The organism is Streptomyces javensis (assembly GCF_039525925.1).
Classification (GTDB): Bacteria; Actinomycetota; Actinomycetes; order Streptomycetales; family Streptomycetaceae; genus Streptomyces; species Streptomyces asiaticus.
The window spans coordinates 1-17706 of record NZ_BAAAIF010000117.1 but is presented as its reverse complement, the minus strand read 5'-3'; the positions used below and the strand labels follow the sequence as shown (position 1 = coordinate 17706).

At 73.3% G+C, this 17706-nt stretch carries 13 protein-coding genes; 4 read left to right on the top strand and 9 right to left on the bottom strand.

What is annotated here, in order from left to right; genetic code table 11:
- Window positions 1-235: 235 nt before the first annotated feature.
- From ABD329_RS45510 to ABD329_RS45490, 5 genes are all read right to left on the bottom strand, one after another.
- Entirely contained in the window at window positions 236-2365 is a 2130-nt protein-coding gene (locus ABD329_RS45510; protein WP_198280852.1) for a 3-hydroxyacyl-CoA dehydrogenase NAD-binding domain-containing protein, read from the bottom strand.
- Window positions 2362-3579: a thiolase family protein gene (locus tag ABD329_RS45505; RefSeq protein WP_198280853.1), complete on the bottom strand. Its 1218-nt coding sequence runs from the start codon at window positions 3577-3579 to the stop codon at window positions 2362-2364. Before ABD329_RS45505 ends, ABD329_RS45510 begins: the two co-directional genes overlap by 4 nt.
- A 168-nt stretch (window positions 3580-3747) precedes the next feature.
- The gene (locus ABD329_RS45500; RefSeq protein WP_198280854.1) at window positions 3748-5025 is read right to left on the bottom strand and encodes a ribonuclease D; all 1278 of its coding nucleotides are present in this window, start codon (window positions 5023-5025) and stop codon (window positions 3748-3750) included.
- Between the two features lie 114 nt (window positions 5026-5139).
- On the bottom strand, window positions 5140-5799 hold the full coding sequence (locus tag ABD329_RS45495) for a response regulator transcription factor (RefSeq protein WP_014175686.1): 660 nt from the start codon (window positions 5797-5799) through the stop codon (window positions 5140-5142).
- A 334-nt stretch (window positions 5800-6133) separates the two neighbouring features.
- A complete protein-coding gene (locus ABD329_RS45490; protein ID WP_344318022.1) occupies window positions 6134-6865 on the bottom strand; it encodes a DUF3000 domain-containing protein in 732 nt (243 codons plus the stop codon).
- A 91-nt stretch (window positions 6866-6956) separates the two neighbouring features.
- On the opposite strand from ABD329_RS45490, the gene hemE reads away from it, so the two are divergent.
- Window positions 6957-8063, top strand: coding sequence for a uroporphyrinogen decarboxylase (hemE, locus tag ABD329_RS45485; protein WP_198281940.1), 1107 nt, complete (start codon window positions 6957-6959; stop codon window positions 8061-8063).
- A 43-nt stretch (window positions 8064-8106) separates the two neighbouring features.
- On the top strand, window positions 8107-9642 hold the full coding sequence (locus ABD329_RS45480) for a hypothetical protein (protein ID WP_344318021.1): 1536 nt from the start codon (window positions 8107-8109) through the stop codon (window positions 9640-9642).
- Window positions 9643-9911: 269 nt separating this feature from the next.
- On the opposite strand, the gene ABD329_RS45475 is transcribed toward ABD329_RS45480, so the two are convergent.
- The 4 genes from ABD329_RS45475 to ABD329_RS45460 all read right to left on the bottom strand — a co-directional run bounded on the left by ABD329_RS45475 (window position 9912) and on the right by ABD329_RS45460 (window position 14921).
- Complete coding sequence (locus tag ABD329_RS45475; RefSeq protein WP_198280386.1) at window positions 9912-11303, bottom strand: FAD-dependent oxidoreductase; 1392 nt, start codon at window positions 11301-11303, stop codon at window positions 9912-9914.
- A gap of 42 nt (window positions 11304-11345) precedes the next feature.
- Window positions 11346-12797 (bottom strand): MFS transporter, encoded by a 1452-nt coding sequence (locus tag ABD329_RS45470; protein WP_198280385.1) that lies wholly within the window; start codon window positions 12795-12797, stop codon window positions 11346-11348.
- A 106-nt stretch (window positions 12798-12903) separates the two neighbouring features.
- Window positions 12904-13746 (bottom strand): IclR family transcriptional regulator, encoded by an 843-nt coding sequence (locus ABD329_RS45465; RefSeq protein WP_246618928.1) that lies wholly within the window; start codon window positions 13744-13746, stop codon window positions 12904-12906.
- Window positions 13743-14921, bottom strand: a complete 1179-nt coding sequence (locus ABD329_RS45460) for a 4-hydroxybenzoate 3-monooxygenase (protein ID WP_198280384.1) — start codon at window positions 14919-14921, stop codon at window positions 13743-13745. Before ABD329_RS45460 ends, ABD329_RS45465 begins: the two co-directional genes overlap by 4 nt.
- Before the next feature lie 131 nt (window positions 14922-15052).
- Between ABD329_RS45460 and ABD329_RS45455 the strand changes: the two genes are divergently transcribed.
- On the top strand, window positions 15053-16849 hold the full coding sequence (locus tag ABD329_RS45455; RefSeq protein ID WP_425574463.1) for an IclR family transcriptional regulator domain-containing protein: 1797 nt from the start codon (window positions 15053-15055) through the stop codon (window positions 16847-16849).
- Window positions 16846-17706 (top strand): protoporphyrinogen oxidase (gene hemG, locus ABD329_RS45450; protein ID WP_344318019.1); only part of this gene is annotated, 861 nt, incomplete at its 3' end. The genes ABD329_RS45455 and hemG, both read left to right, overlap by 4 nt.

Here is a 17706-nt window from a genome sequence, read left to right as displayed (position 1 = left end):
CTCGACCGCCCCGCGCCGGGCCGCCTCCGCTGACCGCCCCGCGCCGGTCCGCCCCGCGCCGGACCGCCCTCCGCCGGGGCGCGGGGGCGCCGCCGGTGGGACACGCGCCGGTGGGACACGCGCCGGTGGGGCACGCGTCGGTGGGACAGGCCCCGGCGGGGCAGGCGTCGGAACGGCCAAGTGCCGGGCGGGCCTTCGCCCGCCCGGCACCCGGGTATGCCATACGCGGCCGACGCTACGCGGGAACGCTCGCCACGCCCTGCGCCAGGAACGTCTTGCCGTTCACCCGCTCCGAGACGCCCTCACGGTCCAGGTAAGGCGTGATGCCGCCCAGGTGGAAGGGCCAGCCCGCGCCGGTGATCAGGCACAGGTCGATGTCCTGCGCCTCGGCGACGACGCCCTCCTCGAGCATCAGCCCGATCTCCTGCGCGACCGCGTCCAGCACCCGGGCGCGCACCTGCTCCTCGGTGAGGACGGTGTCGCCCTGCTGGAGCAGCGCGGCGACCTCCGGGTCCAGCTCCGGCTTGCCGGAGTCGTGGACGTAGAAGCCGCGCTTGCCCGCCTCGACCACGCGCTTGAGGTTCTCCGAGACCGTGAAGCGGTCGGGGAACGCGCCGTGCAGGGTCTCGGAGACATGCAGGCCGATCGCCGGGCCGACCAGCTCCAGCAGCACCAGCGGGGACATCGGCAGGCCCAGCGGCTCGATGGCGCGCTCGGCGACGTCCACCGGGGTGCCCTCGTCGATCACGTTCTGGATCTCGCCCATGAAGCGGGTCAGGATCCGGTTGACCACGAACGCCGGGGCGTCCTTGACCAGGACGGCGGTCTTCTTGAGCTTCTTGGCCACGCCGAAGGCCGTGGCCAGGGACGCGTCATCGGTCTTCTCACCGCGGACGATCTCCAGCAGCGGCAGGATCGCGACCGGGTTGAAGAAGTGGAAGCCCACGACCCGCTCGGGGTGCTTGAGCTGGGCGGCCATCTCGGAGACCGACAGCGAGGAGGTGTTGGTGGCGAGGATGGCGTGCTCCGGCACGACCGCCTCGACCTCGGCGAACACCTTCTGCTTGACGCCCATCTCCTCGAAGACGGCCTCGATGACGAAGTCGGCGTCGGAGAAGGCGGCGGCCTTGTCCAGCGAACCGGTCACCGCGGCCTTGAGGCGGTTGGCCTTGTCCTGGTTGATCCGGCCCTTCAGCAGCAGCTTGTCGATCTCGCCGTGGACATAGCCCACGCCCTTGTCGACCCGCTCCTGGTCGATGTCGGTCAGCACGACCGGCACCTCGAGACGCCGCGCGAACAGCAGCGCCAGCTGCGAGGCCATCAGACCCGCGCCCACGACGCCCACCTTGGACACCGGGCGCGCCAGCGACTTGTCCGGGGCGCCGGCCGGGCGCTTGCCGCGCTTCTGCACCAGGTTGAAGGCGTAGATGCCGCTGCGCAGCTCGCTGCCCATGATCAGGTCGGCGAGCGCCTTCTCCTCGGCCTCGTAGCCCCGGGCGAGATCGCCGTTGCGCGCCGCGTCGATGATCTCCAGCGCGCGGTAGGCGGCCGGGGCCGCCCCGTGCACCTTGCCGTCGGCGATGGCGCGGCCGCGCACCACGGCCTCGTGCCAGGCGTCGCCGCGGTCGATCTCGGGCCGTACGACCTCGATCTCGCCCTTGAGGACGGCGGCGGTCCAGATCAGCGACTGCTCCAGGAAGTCCGCGCCCTCGAAGATCGCGTCGGCGATCCCGAGCTCGTAGACCTGCTCGCCCTTGAGCTGCTTGTTCTGGTTGAGCGAGTTCTCGATGATGACCGAGACCGCGCGGTCGGCGCCGATCAGGTTCGGCAGCAGGGTGCAGCCGCCCCAGCCGGGCACCAGGCCGAGGAACACCTCGGGCAGCGAGAAGGCGGGCAGCGCCGCCGAGACGGTGCGGTAGGCGCAGTGCAGCCCGACCTCGACCCCGCCGCCCATCGCCGCGCCGTTGTAGTACGCGAAGGTGGGCACGGCGAGCGAGGACAGCCGCTTGAAGACGTCATGGCCGCCCTTGCCGATGGCCAGCGCGTCCTCATGGCGCTTCAGCAGCTCCACGCCCTTGAGGTCGGCGCCCACGGCGAAGATGAACGGCTTACCGGTGATGCCGACACCGGTGATCTCGCCGTCCGCGGCCTCCTTCTCGACCTGGTCGATCGCCGTGTTGAGGTTGGCGAGCGAGGCCGGGCCGAAGGTGGTGGGCTTGGTGTGGTCCAGGCCGTTGTCCAGTGTGATGAGCGCGAAGCGGCCCGCGTCCTGGGGGAGATCGAGGTGGCGGACGTGCGCCTGTGTCACGACCTCGCCCGGGAAGAGCTCTGCCGCTCCCTTGAGAAGCTCTGCGGTGTTGGTCACTTGTTCCCCTCGAAGTGCGGGTTCTCCCAGATCACGGTGCCACCCATGCCGAAGCCGATGCACATCGTGGTGATGCCGTAGCGGACCTCGGGGCGCTCCTCGAACTGCCGTGCCAGCTGCGTCATCAGGCGGACCCCGGAGGAGGCCAGCGGATGGCCGAAGGCGATCGCGCCGCCGTACTGGTTGACGCGCTCGTCGTCGTCCGCGATGCCGTAGTGGTCCAGGAACGACAGGACCTGGACGGCGAACGCCTCGTTGATCTCGAACAGGCCGATGTCCTCGATGGACAGACCGGCCTTCGCCAGGGCCTTCTTGGTGGCCGGGACCGGGCCGTAGCCCATCACCTCGGGCTCGACGCCCGCGAAGGCGAACGAGACCAGGCGCATCCTGACCGGCAGGCCCAGCTCCCGGGCGAAGTCCTCGGAGGCGATCAGCGAGGCGGTGGCGCCGTCGTTGAGCCCCGCGGAGTTACCGGCCGTGACCCGGCCGTGCGGGCGGAACGGGGTCTTCAGCGCGGCCAGGCCCTCCAGCGTGGTGCCCGGGCGCATCGGCTCGTCGGCGGTCGCCAGGCCCCAGCCGGTCTCGCCGCCCTCGGGCGAGGTGCGGCGCACCGAGATCGGCACCAGGTCCTGCTGGATCTTGCCGTTGGCGTACGCCTTGGCGGCCTTCTCCTGGCTGCGCACCGCGAACTCGTCGGCGCGCTGCTTGGAGATGTGCGGCAGCCGGTCGTGGAGGTTCTCCGCCGTCATGCCCATGAACAGGGCCGACTCGTCGACCAGCTTCTCCGAGACGAAGCGCGGGTTGGGGTCGACCGCCTCGCCCATGGGGTGGCGGCCCATGTGCTCGACACCGCCCGCGACCACGGCGTCGTAGGCGCCGAAGGAGATGGATCCCGCGGTGGTGGTCACGGCCGTCATCGCACCGGCACACATCCGGTCGATGGCGTAGCCGGGGACCGACTGGGGCAGCCCGGCCAGGATGCCCGCGGTGCGGCCGATGGTCAGGCCCTGGTCGCCGATCTGCGTCGTCGCGGCGATGGCCACCTCGTCGATGCGCTCCGGCGGCAGATCCGGGTTGCGGCGCAGCAGCTCCCGGATGCACTTGACGACCAGGTCGTCGGCGCGGGTCTCGTGGTAGATGCCCTTCGGGCCCGCCTTGCCGAATGGGGTCCGGACGCCGTCGACGAAGACGACGTCCCTAGCGGTACGAGGCACGTTGGCTCTCCTCCAGGTGCGGGATGGCACTGCTGCGGGCACGCCCGGGGCGCGCCGTCACACCCTCATGCTACTTATGAGTAACCAAGCTGCCCAGTCCCCACCGCCGGAGGGTTGAAGGTCACAGCCGTGGACCGGCGGCGGGGCCGCCGGTCCACGCGCGTCACATCACGCCGGGGGCGTCAGCAAGGCGGCCGTCAGCACCGGGGTCACCTGGTCGATCTGCCAGGGACGGGCGCCGTGACCTGCGAGAACGGAGGCGATCGCATCCGTCGTCGGCTCGGCGGGCGGCTCCCAGCACAGCCGCCGGACGGTGTCCGGGGCGATCAGGTTCTCCTGTGGAAGATTCAGCTGTTCGGCCAGTTGGGTGACGGCCGCACGCGCCGCGGAGAGCCGCGCGGCGGCGGCCGGGTCCTTGTCGGCCCACGCCCGCGGCGGGGGCGGACCGGCCACCGGCTGGCCCGGCTGGGGCAGGTCCGTCTCGGGCAGCGCCCGCGCCCGGTCCACCGCGGCCTGCCACTGCTCCAGCTGGCGCCGGTTCATCCGATGGCCGAAACCGTTCAGCGCGGCCAGTGCCCGGACGTCTCCCGGCAGGGCCAGCGCGGCCTCGACGATGGCCGCGTCGCCCAGCACCTTGCCCGGTGAGACATCGCGGCGCTGGGCGATCCGGTCCCGGGCCGTCCACAGCTCGCGCACCACGGCCATCTGCCGGCGCCGCCGGACCTTGTGCATCCCCGACGTACGCCGCCAGGGGTCCTTGCGCGGCGGGGCGGGCGGGGCCGCGGCGATGGCCGCGAACTCCTGGTGCGCCCACTCCAGCTTCTCCTGCCGCTCCAGCTCGTCCTCCAGCGCGTCGCGCAGGTCCACCAGCAGCTCGACGTCGAGCGCGGCGTAGTGCAGCCAGGGCTCGGGCAGCGGGCGGGTGGACCAGTCCACGGCGGAGTGGCCCTTCTCCAGCGCGTATCCGAGGATGTTCTCGACCATGGCGCCGAGCCCCACCCGGGCGAACCCGGCCAGCCGGCCCGCGAGTTCGGTGTCGAAGATCCGGGTCGGGACCATGCCTATGTCCCGCAGACAGGGCAGATCCTGGGTCGCGGCGTGCAGGACCCATTCGGCGTCGGCGATCGCGGCGCCCAGACCCGAGAGGTCGGGGCAGCCGACGGGGTCGATCAGTGCGGTCCCCGCTCCGGCCCGGCGCAGCTGGACCAGATAGGCCCGCTGTCCGTAGCGGTAGCCGGAGGCGCGCTCGGCGTCGACGGCCACCGGGCCGTGCCCGGCGGCGAAGGTCGCGATGACCTCGGCCAGCGTGTCCGCGTCGGCGGTGACGGGCGGGATGCCCTCGCGCGGCTCCAGCAAGGGGACCGGCGCCGGGGGGAGGTCGTCCGGAGGAGCGCCCCCGGTGGTTCGCAGTGTCGTCTCTGCTGCGGTCTCTTGGGCGTCGGTCACCTGTCAAGGGTAGCTGTGTGCGGGGAGTACGCAGGGCGCCCGTCGACGGAACGTTCCGTCGACGGGCGCGGGGGGTGGTGGGCGGCGGCGTGGCGGCCGTGCGGGAGGTACGGCTCAGTGGATGATTCCGGTCCGCAGCGCGACCGCGACCATTCCCGCCCGGTCCCCGGTGCCCAGCTTGCGGGCGATCCGGGCGAGGTGACTCTTGACGGTGAGCGCGGACAGGCCCATCGAGACGCCGATGGCCTTGTTGGACTGGCCCTCCGCAACCAGCCTCAGCACCTCGACCTCGCGGCCCGACAGCTCCCGGTAGCCGCCCGGGTGGCCGGGGGCGCCCGGCGGGCGGCGGTGCATCCGGGCGGCGGCGCCGAGCGGGGCGGCGCCGGGGCGGCCCGGGATGCCGAGGTTGGTGCGGGTGCCGGTGACGACATAGCCCTTGACGCCGCCGGCCAGTGCGTTCCGTACGGCGCCGATGTCATCGGCGGCGGACAGGGCCAGCCCGTTGGGCCAGCCCGCGGCGCGGGTCTCGGACAGCAGTGTGAGGCCGGAGCCGTCGGGGAGGTGGACATCGGCCACGCAGATGTCGCGCGGATTCCCGATGCGGGGACGGGCCTCGGCGATGGACGACGCCTCGATGACGTCGCGCACCCCCAGGGCCCAGAGGTGGCGGGTGACGGTGGAACGAACGCGGGGGTCGGCAACGACCACCATGGCCGTCGGTTTGTTCGGGCGGTAGGCGACCAGGCTGGACGGTTGCTCGAGGAGAACAGACACCAGGTCCTCCTGGGGAAGTGGTGGGACGGGTCACCACGTCCTTCGGCACCGATACGGCCGGGCTTTAGAGAATGATCACGATTTGGTGAGTAACAATTCGGGCAATTAGGACGACTGATCGATCGCGACTGATCTTTTTGGGCTCGGTTCGCGTCCGGGGCGCCCAAGTCCCTGTCGACGGTCGACGCGCTCGGTCGCCCACGCGGCGGAGCCGCATGTCGATCACAGCCCCCGCTCCCCGCGCGACTCCCTTACGGCGGCGACGCGCCCCTTCGGCTCGCCCCCGGCCGCCGCTGGGAGGCCCCCCGGCCGGAAGACCCCAGCGGCCTGGGGCTCAGCGAGGCTGAGGCCCCCTCCGCTGCGGCAGCGAGACGACCCCCGCCTCCGTGGCGCCGACCGGAGGCAGGCCCGCGATCTGGCACAGGAGGTCGCACCACGCGGCCAGGTGTCCCGCGGTGTCCGGCACGCCCAGCCGTTCGGCGCCGCCCTCTCCCGCCGGTTCCGGGCGGCGCGGGCCGGGGTGGGCCGGTTCCGGGGGCGGGTGGTCGGACGGGGTCCAGGAGGCCCGGATCTCGATCCGGGTGGACGGCTCCCGCTCGCCCATCGCGCCGAAGTAGTGCGAGCTCGCCCGGGTGACCGTGCCGCTGGGCTCCCCGTAGGGCAGCCCGCGTGCCTCCAGCGCGCCGGTGAGCCAGGACCAGCACACCTCGGGCAGCAGCGGATCCGCCGCGATCTCCGGCTCCAGGTCCGCGTGGACCAGCGTGACCAGGCGGAAGGTGCCGCGCCAGGCGTCGTGCCCGGCCGGGTCGTGCAGCAGGATCAGCCGCCCCTCGGCCAGCTCCTCGTCCTCGCCCGCCGCGCCGGTGACCACCGCCTCCAGCGCGTACGAGTAGGGTGCGAGCCGACGCGGGGGTGGGGTCGGATCGAGCTCCACCTCGGGCCGCACCCGCACACCGCGCAGCGCGGTGACGGCATGCCGGAAGGCGGGAGGGGTGTCCTCACCGCCCGCGTCCGTGCCGTCAGGGCCGTCAGCACCGTTCGAGAGGTGTCCTTGAACCGCTGCCATGCCCGGAAGACTAGGCGCACTGAGGGCCCTAACCGGGGAGGAACACCCGGGTTGGCGGGTCACTCGTTCGGCCCGTGCGAAAATCTGGGGCATGAGCGCCAACGAGCGGCCCCGGGGCCAGCAGCAGACCGGCCGTGCCGCGGCCAGTGCCACAGCCGATTCGGCCTTTCTGCGGGCCTGCCGCCGGGAGCCGGTGCCCCATACACCTGTGTGGTTCATGCGGCAGGCGGGGCGCTCGCTTCCGGAGTACCGCAAGCTGCGGGAGGGCATCGCCATGCTCGACTCCTGCATGCGGCCCGACCTGGTCACGGAGATCACGCTCCAGCCGGTGCGCCGCCACCGGGTGGACGCGGCCGTCTACTACAGCGACATCGTCGTACCGCTCAAGGCCATCGGCATCGACCTCGACATCAAGCCCGGTGTCGGGCCGGTCGTCGAGCGGCCGATCCGCACCCGCGCCGATCTGGAGCGGCTGCGCCCGCTCGACCCGGACGATGTGAAGTACGTCACCGAGGCCGTCGGGACGCTCGTCGGCGAGCTCGGCGCGACCCCGCTCATCGGCTTCGCGGGCGCCCCCTTCACGCTCGCCAGCTATCTGATCGAGGGCGGCCCCTCGCGCAACCACGAGCACACCAAGGCGCTCATGTACGGCGACCCGGCGCTCTGGGCCGCGCTGCTGGACCGGCTCGCCGACATCACCATCGCCTTCCTCAAGGTGCAGATCGAGGCGGGCGCGTCGGCCGTCCAGCTCTTCGACTCCTGGGTGGGTGCCCTGGCCCCCGCCGACTACCGCCGCAGCGTGCTGCCCGCGTCCTCGAAGGTCTTCGCCGCCGTCGCCGGATACGGCGTGCCGCGCATCCACTACGGCGTGGGCACCGGTGAGCTGCTCGGGCTGCTCGGCGAGGCGGGCGCGGATGTCGTCGGCGTCGACTGGCGGGTGCCGCTGGACGAGGCCGCCCGGCGGGTCGGCCCCGACAAGGCGCTCCAGGGCAATCTCGACCCCGCGGTGCTCTTCGCCCCGCGTACGGCCGTCGAGGCCAAGGCCGACGAGGTGCTGGAGGCGGCCCGTGGGGTGGAGGGGCATATCTTCAACCTCGGCCACGGCGTGCTGCCCAACACCGATCCGGACGCGCTCACCCGGCTCGTCGAGTATGTGCACACCCAGAGCGCATCGCGCGCACCTTCTGTGAAGGTCTGAACCAAGCGGGAACCCGCGTGCCTCCCGTGGCGTCGTGAGGGGCATGACCGACATGCCCGCCACCGCGCTGTCAGCCCCGCAGGAGTCGCCGGAGTGTGTCCACTTCGTCGACGACTGGCACGGCATCCTCCACGAGACCCACGGCGGCGACTCGGACCGGGTCGTCCTGGACTGTGCCAGGCGGCTGGTGGCCGATCCCGCGGGCGAGGAGGCGTACGCCTGGACGCTCGGGCTGGTCATGATGGCCGCGCACATCGGCCGGTTCTCCCGTAAGGACGTCGCGGCGGTGGCCCTGGAGGCGCTCCACGCCACCGACCGGCGGCTGCGCGAGGCCCCCTGCGCCCACCGGACGCATCCGTACGAGGGCGATCTGGACGACCGGATCGACCACTTCGTGGACGATCTGCCGCTGCTCACCAACGGGTTGGCCGAGGACCGGGACCCCGACTGGGAGGACGACGCCACCAAGGAGCAGTGGCTGTGCCCGCGCGACATCGCCGGGTACGCGCGGGTCGCCATCGACATCATCGCCCCCGGCAGCGTGGGCGGCATCCCGCCCCGGCTCCCGGTCCGCGACGCGCGCCGCGCCGAGGATCTGCGCTCGATCGTCTGGGACTACCCGAGCGCGGCGGTGGACCCCGCCCAGGAGCTGTCCGCCTACGCCAGGAACCTGGTCGCCAACCCCCTGGGCTACCACCGCGCCGGGCTCGTGGTCGTCCTGCACGCCGCCTGCTGGTACGCCGCCAGCGGCCGGATCCGCGACCGGCGGGTCCTGGACACCATGGTGGACGCCCTGGAGGCGGTGCTGCCCGGCCTCGGCGACGTCTCCTGCGGGCATGGCGAGGGCGAGCACCCGGAGGTCGGCCGGGACACCGCGGAGCAGGCCACCGTGGGCATCCACCTGCTCAGCCCCGGCGGCCGGGGCGTCTACCGCCACTGGCACCGCGAGGAGCTGGAGACGGCGCCCCTGGAGGCGTGGCTGTGCCCCGCCTTCCTCGCCGCGATCGCCCGCGAGGCGCTGGACCATCTGCGCACCGGCCGTGAGCGGCTCTTCGGCCTCCGGGACACCGCCCACCTGGACGAGGCGCTGCTGCGCCCCGACGGCCGGCTCGACATCGAACGGCTCACCCACGCCGTGCGCTTCCGCTGCCGGGACGGGCAGGCCGCGGAGGACGCCGGGCTGTGGGCCGCGCGGCGGTTCGCGGCGGGCCCGCCGGATCCGCGCGAGCGGCTGGTGCTGCTGCTGGTGGCCTGCTGGTCGGTGACCTCGGGCGAGGAGGCCCCGCCCGAGGCCGTCCACCGGGATCTGCGGGCCATCCTCGGCGCGGTGCGGACCGATCCGGCGGCCGAGTCCTGCCCGCACGGGGAGGCGCACCCCTGGGAGGCGCTGGCCGAGCTGGCGGGCCGCCGTCACTTCGGCTTCCACGAGGACCCTTACGGCGCCCATCTCAACCATCTGTACGCACCGGGGGAGTACGACACGCCCGAGCCGCCCTTCGCCCCCGAGGCGTGGAGCTGCCCCCGCCATGTGGCCGAGCGGGTCCGGCAGGCGCTGCGGATCATCGACGGCGCGCGCTGATCGGCGACGCGGGGGGGGGCGACGGGGCTTGCCGCCCGCGGCGGGCTGTTCCCCTACCCGCCCCTTCCCGAAACCGGGGCTCCGCCCCGGACCCCGCTCCTCAAGCGCCGGAGGGGCTGAAATCAGCCCGTCCGGCGTTTGAGGACACGCCCGAAGGGCGTCCGGGGTCCAGGGGGCGGAGCCCCATGGTTCGGGAAGGGGCGGTTAGGGGGAAGGCCCGCCGCAGGCGGCACGATCCGCCGGACGCCCCGGAAGAGCGCACGGCGGGCTCAGCGGCGTTCCGCCGACCTTACGGTTGCCGCCGCCTTGCGGGCCGCCACCAGTACCGGGTCCCACACCGGTGAGAACGGCGGGGCGTAGCCCAGGTCCAGCGCCGTCATCTGCTCCACCGTCATCCCGGCGGTCAGCGCGACCGCCGCGATGTCCACTCGCTTGCCCGCGCCCTCGCGGCCGACGATCTGCGTGCCGAGCAGCCGTCCCGTGCGCCGCTCGGCGAGCATCTTCACCGTCATCGGCCGGGTCTCCGGGTAGTACCCGGCGCGGCTGGTCGCCTCGATCGTGACCGCCTCGAACTGGAGCCCCACGGCGGCCGCTTCGGCCTCCAGCAGCCCGGTGCGGGCGATCTCCAGATCGCAGACCTTGCTGACGGCCGTGCCGACGACACCGGGGAAGGTCGCGTAGTCGCCGCCCACATTGGAGCCGATGACCTGCCCGTGCTTGTTGGCGTGGGTGCCCAGCGGAATGTGCCGGGTGCGGCCGGACACCAGGTCGAGGACCTCGGTACAGTCGCCGCCCGCCCAGATGTTGTCGTAACCGCGCACCCGCATGGCCTGATCGGTCAGCAGCCCGCCGTACTCGCCCACCGGAAGTCCCGCCTCCTGGGCGAGCGCGGTCTCCGGGGCCACCCCCAGGCCCAGGACCACCAGGTCGGCGGGGTATTCGCTCATCTTGGTGGCCACCGCCCGCACCCGGCCGTCCTCGCCGGTGACCACCTCGGTGACCTCCGCGCCGGTCACGGTGTCGATGCCGAGCCCCGACATCGCGTCGCGCACCAGCCGCCCCATGTCGGGGTCGAGAGAGGACATGGGCTGCTCACCGCGTTCCAGGACGGTCACCCGGGAGCCGCGCTGGATGAGCGCCTCGGCCATCTCCACCCCGATGTATCCGGCGCCGATCACCACCGCCCGCTCGACCGGAGTGGCCTCCAGGGACTCCAGCAGCGCCCGCCCGTCCTCCAGGGTCTGCACCCCGTGCACGCCGGGGGCGTCGATCCCGGGCATTCCGGGGCGGCGCGGCCGGGCGCCGGTCGCGATGACCAGGTCGTCGAAGCCGTACCACTGGTCGCCCTCGCCGCGCGGATCGAGGTCCCGCGCCAGGACCCGCTGCCCGGCGAGGTCGATCTCAACGACCTCGGTGTGGGTCCGTACGTCGATCCCGCGGCCCCGGTGGGTCTCGGGCGTCCGGGCGACCAGCTCGTCGGGGCCGTTCACCAGCCCGCCGACCCAGTACGGGATGCCGCAGGCCGAGTACGAGGTGAACTGGCCGCGCTCGAAGGCGAGGATCTCCAGCTCGCTCCGGCTCTTGAGTCTGCGCGCCCGCGACGCGGCGGACATGCCCGCCGCGTCGCCTCCGATGACCACCATGCGTCGTGCCGCCGTCATGTATGCCCCTCCGCCATTGATGTCCGGCTTTAGGGCACCAAGTTAAGCGCGCGCGGTCCGCTCCCGGATCAGCGTGTAGAGCAGCGCGCTGGCGAGCATCAGCGCGCCGTCGATGTAGACCGCGTTCGTCCAGCTGCCGTAGTGGTCGAAGAGCGTGCCGCTGAGCGCCGGGCTGACCACCGCGCCGATCTCCCCGACCAGGTTGAACAGCCCGAAGGCCGCGCCGCGTTCGGCCGCGTCCACCACATCGTTCAGCAGCGCGTGCGCCATCGGCTGGAGCGCGTTGAAGAACAGGCTGGAGACGAAGAGCAGAACGGACATCACCCAGAGGGAGGGCTTCTCATGGGTTTGCAGATACGCGGCGAACACCAGCACCAGCACCCCCTGGACCACGGTGAACGCGATCAGCAGCGGCCGCCGCCCCCACCCCCGGGCCTTCGCATGGTCCGAGAGCCGGCCCCCGGCCGGGAAGCCGAGGATGCCCGCGCCCGCGTTGAAGGTGGCCACCAGCGCGGCGTTCTGGAACGAGCTGTGGGCGGCGTCCGCGACGATCGACACCGACCAGAAGCTGAAGAACCACAGGTTCCACATGACCGCGATGAAGGCGAAGCTGAGCAGCAGCACATTGCGGTTCCGCGAGACCGCCCCCAGCCGGCCGCCGCGGCGGGCGAAGATCCCTCCGATGAGCAGGAACGCCAGCACGCACTCGAGGATCGCCACGCCCCAGCTCGGCATCCCGGCCCCGTCGGCGATCAGATAGACCGCCATGACCGCGGCGCACAGCACCGCCGAGGTCGCCAGCAGCCGCAGCGTGGAACCGGTGGCCTTGAGCGGCCCGCCGATACGGCGCATATAGACCGCCGTGGCCCAGCCGAACGCGAGCGTCGCGACGCCCAGCACCAGGAACGGCATCCGCCAGGCGTCCTCCTCGCCGAACACCTCCTCGCCCCAGTCGATCAGGTACGGCGCGCTGATGGTCGCGATCGTCAGCCCGATGGACAGCCCGGTGATGGCCACGCCCATGCCGAGACCGGCCTTGGCGGGCGGGGTGCGCTGGGCGATCAGCGAGCGGTCGTTGGAGTAGAAGACGCCCTCGCCGAGCCCGGTCAGCACCCGCAGCACCACGAAGGCGATCAGCCCGCTCATCAGGCCGCTGGCCAGCGTCGCGACCCCCGCCCACAGCAGCGAGACCGCGAGCATGGTGCGGTGCCCGAAGCGGTCGCCGAGATAGCCGCCGGGGAACTGGGTGAGCATGTAGCCCGCGAAGAAGAGGCTGCCGATCAGACCGCCGAGCGCGTGCGGATGGCTGGCGGAGGCCAGCATGCCGTGGTCGTGTTCGATCAGCCAGGTGACGACGGGGCCGGTGATGGTGCGGTCGGCGTAACTGAAGAGCCAGCCGCCCAGCAGCATGGCCCACAGGGTGTGATACGGCTGCCAGCCGCCGCGGGGCGCCTCCCGGCCCTGCGCGGTGGGCTCTGCGGTCACTTCGGGCATGTCTCCATGTCCCCTCTCGGGCCTGGGCGTTCGGCTCGGCGGCTCGGTTGGTGCCACACAGAATGTGGCCGGATTCGGGGCGCGGCAAGGCGCGTTCGCGGGACTTTCACCGACCGGAAGCCTCCGCCACGGGGTCTTGCCCCAGGGCGGCGGCGAGGGTACGGGAGATGCCGTGGGCGGCGACCCGTACGGCCGGGACCAGCCCCGGGGCCCGCCCCTCGGCGGCCGGCACCACCACCGACAGCGAGGCCACCACCTCCCCGCCCGGTCCGCGCACCGGGGCGGCGATGGACAGCCCGTCCATGGTGATCTGCCGGTCGCTGACCGCGATCCCGGTGCGCCGCACCTCGGCCAGGGCGGCCCGCAGCCGGTGCGGATCCTGGATCGTCAGCTCGGTGTAGCGGCGCAGCGGGCGGGCGCACACCCGCTCGTACAGCCGTTGCGGCCCGTACGCGAGCAGTACAAGACCGACGCCGGTCGCGTGCAGCGGCCAGCGGCTGCCGACCCGGGTGCGCACCTGGACCGCCGAGTGTCCCGAGATGAGCTCGACATAGACCACCTCCAGGCCGTCCCGCACGGCGAGCTGGACGTTCTCGTGGGTGGCCTCGTACAGGTCCTCCATGAACGGCAGGGCCGCCTCGCGCACCCCGACCCCGCGCGGGGAGAGCGTCGCCACCTCCCACAGCCGCAGCCCGATGTGGTACGCCCCGGTGGCGTCGCGCTCCAGGGCGCCCCAGCGGGTGAGCGAGGCGACCAGCCGGTGCGCGGTGGCCAGCGGCAGCCCGGCGCGCCGGGCGAGGGATGTGAGGGACAGCGAGCGGTGCGAGGCGTCGAAGGCGTCGAGGACCGCCAGCACCCGGCCCGCGACCGAGCGGCCGCCGTCCTCCCGGCCGCCGGTGGCGCGGGTGCCAGGTGGGGTGATGGGGACGAGAGGGCCGGAAGCGGTCATGACAGCGGGAGGCCGACGTAGTTCTCGGCGAGCTCGGCGGAGGCGGTGGGGGATGAGGCGATCCGCTCCAGCCGCGCGATCCGCTCCCGGTCCTCGAACGGGCTCTCGTCCGGGCGCCGGTGGAGCGTGTCCGTCATGAAGTACGAGAACCGCTCGGCCTGCCACACCCGGCGCAGGCAGGTCCGCGAATAGCCGTCCAGCAGCTCGGGCGAGCCGGTCTCCTGGTGGATCAGCGCCCGGGCCAGCGTGATCACATCGGCGACGGCCAGATTGAGCCCCTTGGCACCGGTGGGCGGCACGATGTGCGCCGCGTCGCCCGCCAGGAAGAGCCGGCCGTGGCGCATCGGCTCCTGGACGAAGCTGCGCATCGGGGTGACCGAGGTGGCGGTGATCGGGCCGCGCTCCAGCGTCCAGTCCCCGTCGACCGCGAAGCGGGCCGACAGCTCGTCCCAGATCCGCTCATGGGTCCAGTCGTCCGGGTCGGTGCCGCCCGGCACCTGGAGGTAGAGCCGGGAGACACGGGGGGAGCGCATGCTGTGCAGGGCGAAGCCGCGCTGATGGCGGGCGTAGATCAGCTCCTCGCAGGACGGCGCCACATCGGCCAGCACTCCGAGCCAGGAGTAGGGGTAGGTGTGTTCGAAGGCACGCACCCGGTCGGCGGGGATCGCGCGCCGGGCGATGCCGTGGAAGCCGTCGCAGCCCGCCACGTAGTCGCAGCTCAGGGTCTGCTCGCGGCCCTCGTGGCGGAAGCGGATGACGGGCGCGGCGGAGTCCGGCTTCTCGATGGCCAGCGCCTCGGCCTCGAACAGCAGCGGGGGACCGCCCGGCTCCTCCAGCTGGAGCGCGATCAGATCCTTCACGATCTCGGTCTGGGCGTAGACCATCACCGACTTGCCGCCGGTGGCGGAGGGGAAGTCCACGCGGTGGCCGCGGCCCTCGAAGCGCAGCTCGATGCCCTGGTGCGGCAGCCCCTCGCGGTCCAGCCGTCCGCCGGCGCCGCACTCCCGCAGCACATCCACGGTGCCCTGCTCCAGGATCCCGGCCCGCTGGCGCCGCTCGACATACGTCCGGTCCCGGCTCTCCAGCACCACGCAGTCGATCCCGGCGCGGTGCAGCAGCCGGGCGAGCAGCAGCCCGGCGGGTCCGCCGCCGATGATGCCGACGGTCGTGCGCATCACATCGTCCCCTCGCTGTGGTGGTCCATGTCGCTGTGGTGATCCATGCGGCGTCGCTCGGTGATCCCTGCGGCCCGCTTCGCCTTCGCCACTTGTTCGCTGAGTGAAACTTCGTTCATAATCGGCTGGTGATGAGTTTCAGCCCGGTGCCACCACCTGTCAATGGCCCCGTCGGGCCTCTCGAGCGCGGCCTCGCCGTGCTGCGCGAGCTGACCCGGCTGGCCGCGCACGAGGGACGGACGACGGTCCGGCCCGGCGATCTCGTGCGCGGCACCGGGCTCGCCCGGTCGGTGGTCGACCGCGTCGTGGGCACGCTCGAACAGCTCGGTTACGTCACGCTCGACGGCCGCGACATCGGCCTGGCCGTCCGGCTGATGGAGCTGGGCAACGCCTATCTGGCCGCGAGCGGACTGCCCGCCGCGCTCGGCCCGTTCGCCGAGCGGCTCGCGGACGGGCTCGACGAGTCGGTCTCGGTCGCCGTGCCCGACGGCGGCGGGGTGCGCTTCGTCGTCCAGGTCACCCGCCGCCGCACCATGTCCCTCGCCTTCCGGATCGGTGATCTGCTCCCCGCCGAGCGCTGCTCGCCCGGTGCGCTCTTCGCCGCCGAGTGGTCCGGGGCCGAGTGGACCGCCTGGCGCGCCCGCCGCGCCGAGGACCCCCTGGACACCGCCTTCCCGGCCGTCCCGCCGCGCCACCGTCCCGCCTCCGGCGAGGACTTCGAGGCCCGCGTCAAGGAGGCCGCCCGCGACGGCTGGGCCGTCGACGACCAGCTGATCGAACCGGGCCTGGTGGCGGTGTCCGTTCCGGTACGGGACGCTTCGGGCCGTATCGTCTGCGCGGTCAACGTGGTCAGCCACACCAGCCGCCATGACGCGGACTCGCTGCGGGCGGCGGTGCTGGGGCCTCTGGGGGCGGAACTCCCGGCGATGGAGGCGGCTTTGACGGCCCGGCGGCCCAGGCCGGCTGCCTCGGGCGCTTCGGGTGCCTCGGGTGCCTCGGGTGTCTCGGTTGTCTCGGGTGTTTCGGTCGCTTCGGGTGCTGGGGACTCCGGTACGGCCGTGGGCGAGGACCCCGCGCGGATGGCCAAGCGGGAGCTGGGAGCGGGGTTCCTACAGTCCCTCGCGCGCGGACTGGCCGTGCTGCGGGCCCTGGGCGGGGCGGCCTCGGGTGGGGCGGCCCTGGGCGCGGCGCAGGGCGGGGGGATGACGCTCAGCGCCGTCGCGGAGGCCACCGGGCTGGCCCGGGCCACCGCCCGGCGTTCGCTGCTCACCCTGGTCGAGCTGGGGTACGCGGAGGCCGACGGCCGGGCCTTCCGGCCGCTGCCGCGCGTGCTGGAGCTCGGCTACGCCCCCCTCGCGGAGCTCGGCTTCACCGACATCGCCCAGCCGCATATGCGCGAACTGGTCCGGACCGTCCACGAGTCGGCGTCCCTCGCCGTACTCGACGGTGGCGACATCCGCTACATCGCGCGCGTCCCCACCGTCCGCATCATGAGCGTCAACATCACCATCGGCACCCGCTTCCCCGCCTACGCGACCTCCATGGGCCGGGTGCTGCTCGCGGGCCTGGACGCCGACGCCCGCGCCGCCCACCTCGCCGGGGTGCGGCCGGAGCCGCTGACCCTGCACACCGTGACCGACGTGGCCGAGCTGGCGCGCGAAGTGGAGCGCGCGGCGGCGGAGGGGTACGCCCTGGTCGACCAGGAGCTGGAGGAGGGGCTGCGGTCGCTCGCCGTGCCCGTGAGGGACGCGCGCGGACGCGTGGTGGCCGCGCTCAACGTGGCCACCCACGCCGGCCGCGGCACCGCCGAGAGCGCCCGCGGCGAACTCCTCCCGGCGCTGCGCGCCACCGCGGCCCGTATCGAGGCCGATCTGGCCACGGCCTCGGCGCATCACGCCCTGGGGGCGGGTGAGAGAGTGGGGGCATGAGAGCGGCGAACACCCCGGGGGCGGGGCGCACCGGCCATGTCGTGGTCATCGGCGGCGGAATCGCGGGCCTCGCGGCGGCCCACCGGCTGCTGGACGGCGGGGCGCGGGTGACGGTGCTTGAGGCGTCGGGGCGGCTCGGCGGCAAGCTGCGCCCGGGGGAGATCGAGGGCGTACCGGTGGACCTGGGCGCCGAGTCGATGCTCGCCCGCCGCCCGGAGGCGGTCGAGCTGGCGCGCGCCGTGGGCCTCGGCGACCGGCTTCAGCCGCCCGCGACCGCGACCGCCTCGCTCTGGACGCGTGGCGGGCTGCGCCCGATGCCCAAGGGGCATGTGATGGGCGTCCCCGGCGATCTGGAGCCGCTGGCCGCGTCCGGGGTGATCTCGGAGGAGGGGCTGGCCCGGATCGCCCGCGACCGCGAGCTGCCGCCCACGCCGGTGGGTGAGGACGTGGCGCTCGGCGGGTATCTGGCGGAGCGGCTCGGCCGCGAGGTCGTGGACCGGCTGGTGGAACCGCTGCTGGGTGGGGTGTACGCGGGCGATGTGTACCGCACCTCGATGCGCGCGTCGGTCCCCACCCTGTTCGAGGTGGCGCAGTCCGGCCGCCCGCTGACCGAGGGCGTCCGGGAGCTGGCCGAGCGCTCGGCGCGACGGCAGGACGGCCCGGTGTTCATGGGCATCGACGGCGGGATCGTGCGGCTGCCGCTCGGCGTGGCCGACGCCGTACGGGCCGCGGGCGGCGAGATCCGCACCGGGGCGCCCGCACGGGAACTGCGGCGCACGGCCGACGGCTGGACGGTCGCGGTGGACGGCGCAGGCGGCACGGGCGCCGGGAGCGGCGCGGGCGGCACGGGCGCCGGG

Bases quoted from the DNA above. Each gene is read 5' to 3' on its own strand.
- ABD329_RS45460 (WP_198280384.1), bottom strand. From the start codon at position 14,921: ATGCGCACGACCGTCGGCATCATCGGCGGCGGACCCGCCGGGCTGCTG.
- ABD329_RS45455 (WP_425574463.1), top strand. From the start codon at position 15,053: ATGAGTTTCAGCCCGGTGCCACCACCTGTCAATGGCCCCGTCGGGCCT.
- ABD329_RS45470 (WP_198280385.1), bottom strand. From the start codon at position 12,797: ATGCCCGAAGTGACCGCAGAGCCCACCGCGCAGGGCCGGGAGGCGCCC.
- ABD329_RS45490 (WP_344318022.1), bottom strand. From the start codon at position 6,865: ATGGCAGCGGTTCAAGGACACCTCTCGAACGGTGCTGACGGCCCTGAC.
- hemE (WP_198281940.1), top strand. From the start codon at position 6,957: ATGAGCGCCAACGAGCGGCCCCGGGGCCAGCAGCAGACCGGCCGTGCC.
- ABD329_RS45465 (WP_246618928.1), bottom strand. From the start codon at position 13,746: ATGACCGCTTCCGGCCCTCTCGTCCCCATCACCCCACCTGGCACCCGC.
- ABD329_RS45480 (WP_344318021.1), top strand. From the start codon at position 8,107: ATGACCGACATGCCCGCCACCGCGCTGTCAGCCCCGCAGGAGTCGCCG.
- ABD329_RS45475 (WP_198280386.1), bottom strand. From the start codon at position 11,303: ATGACGGCGGCACGACGCATGGTGGTCATCGGAGGCGACGCGGCGGGC.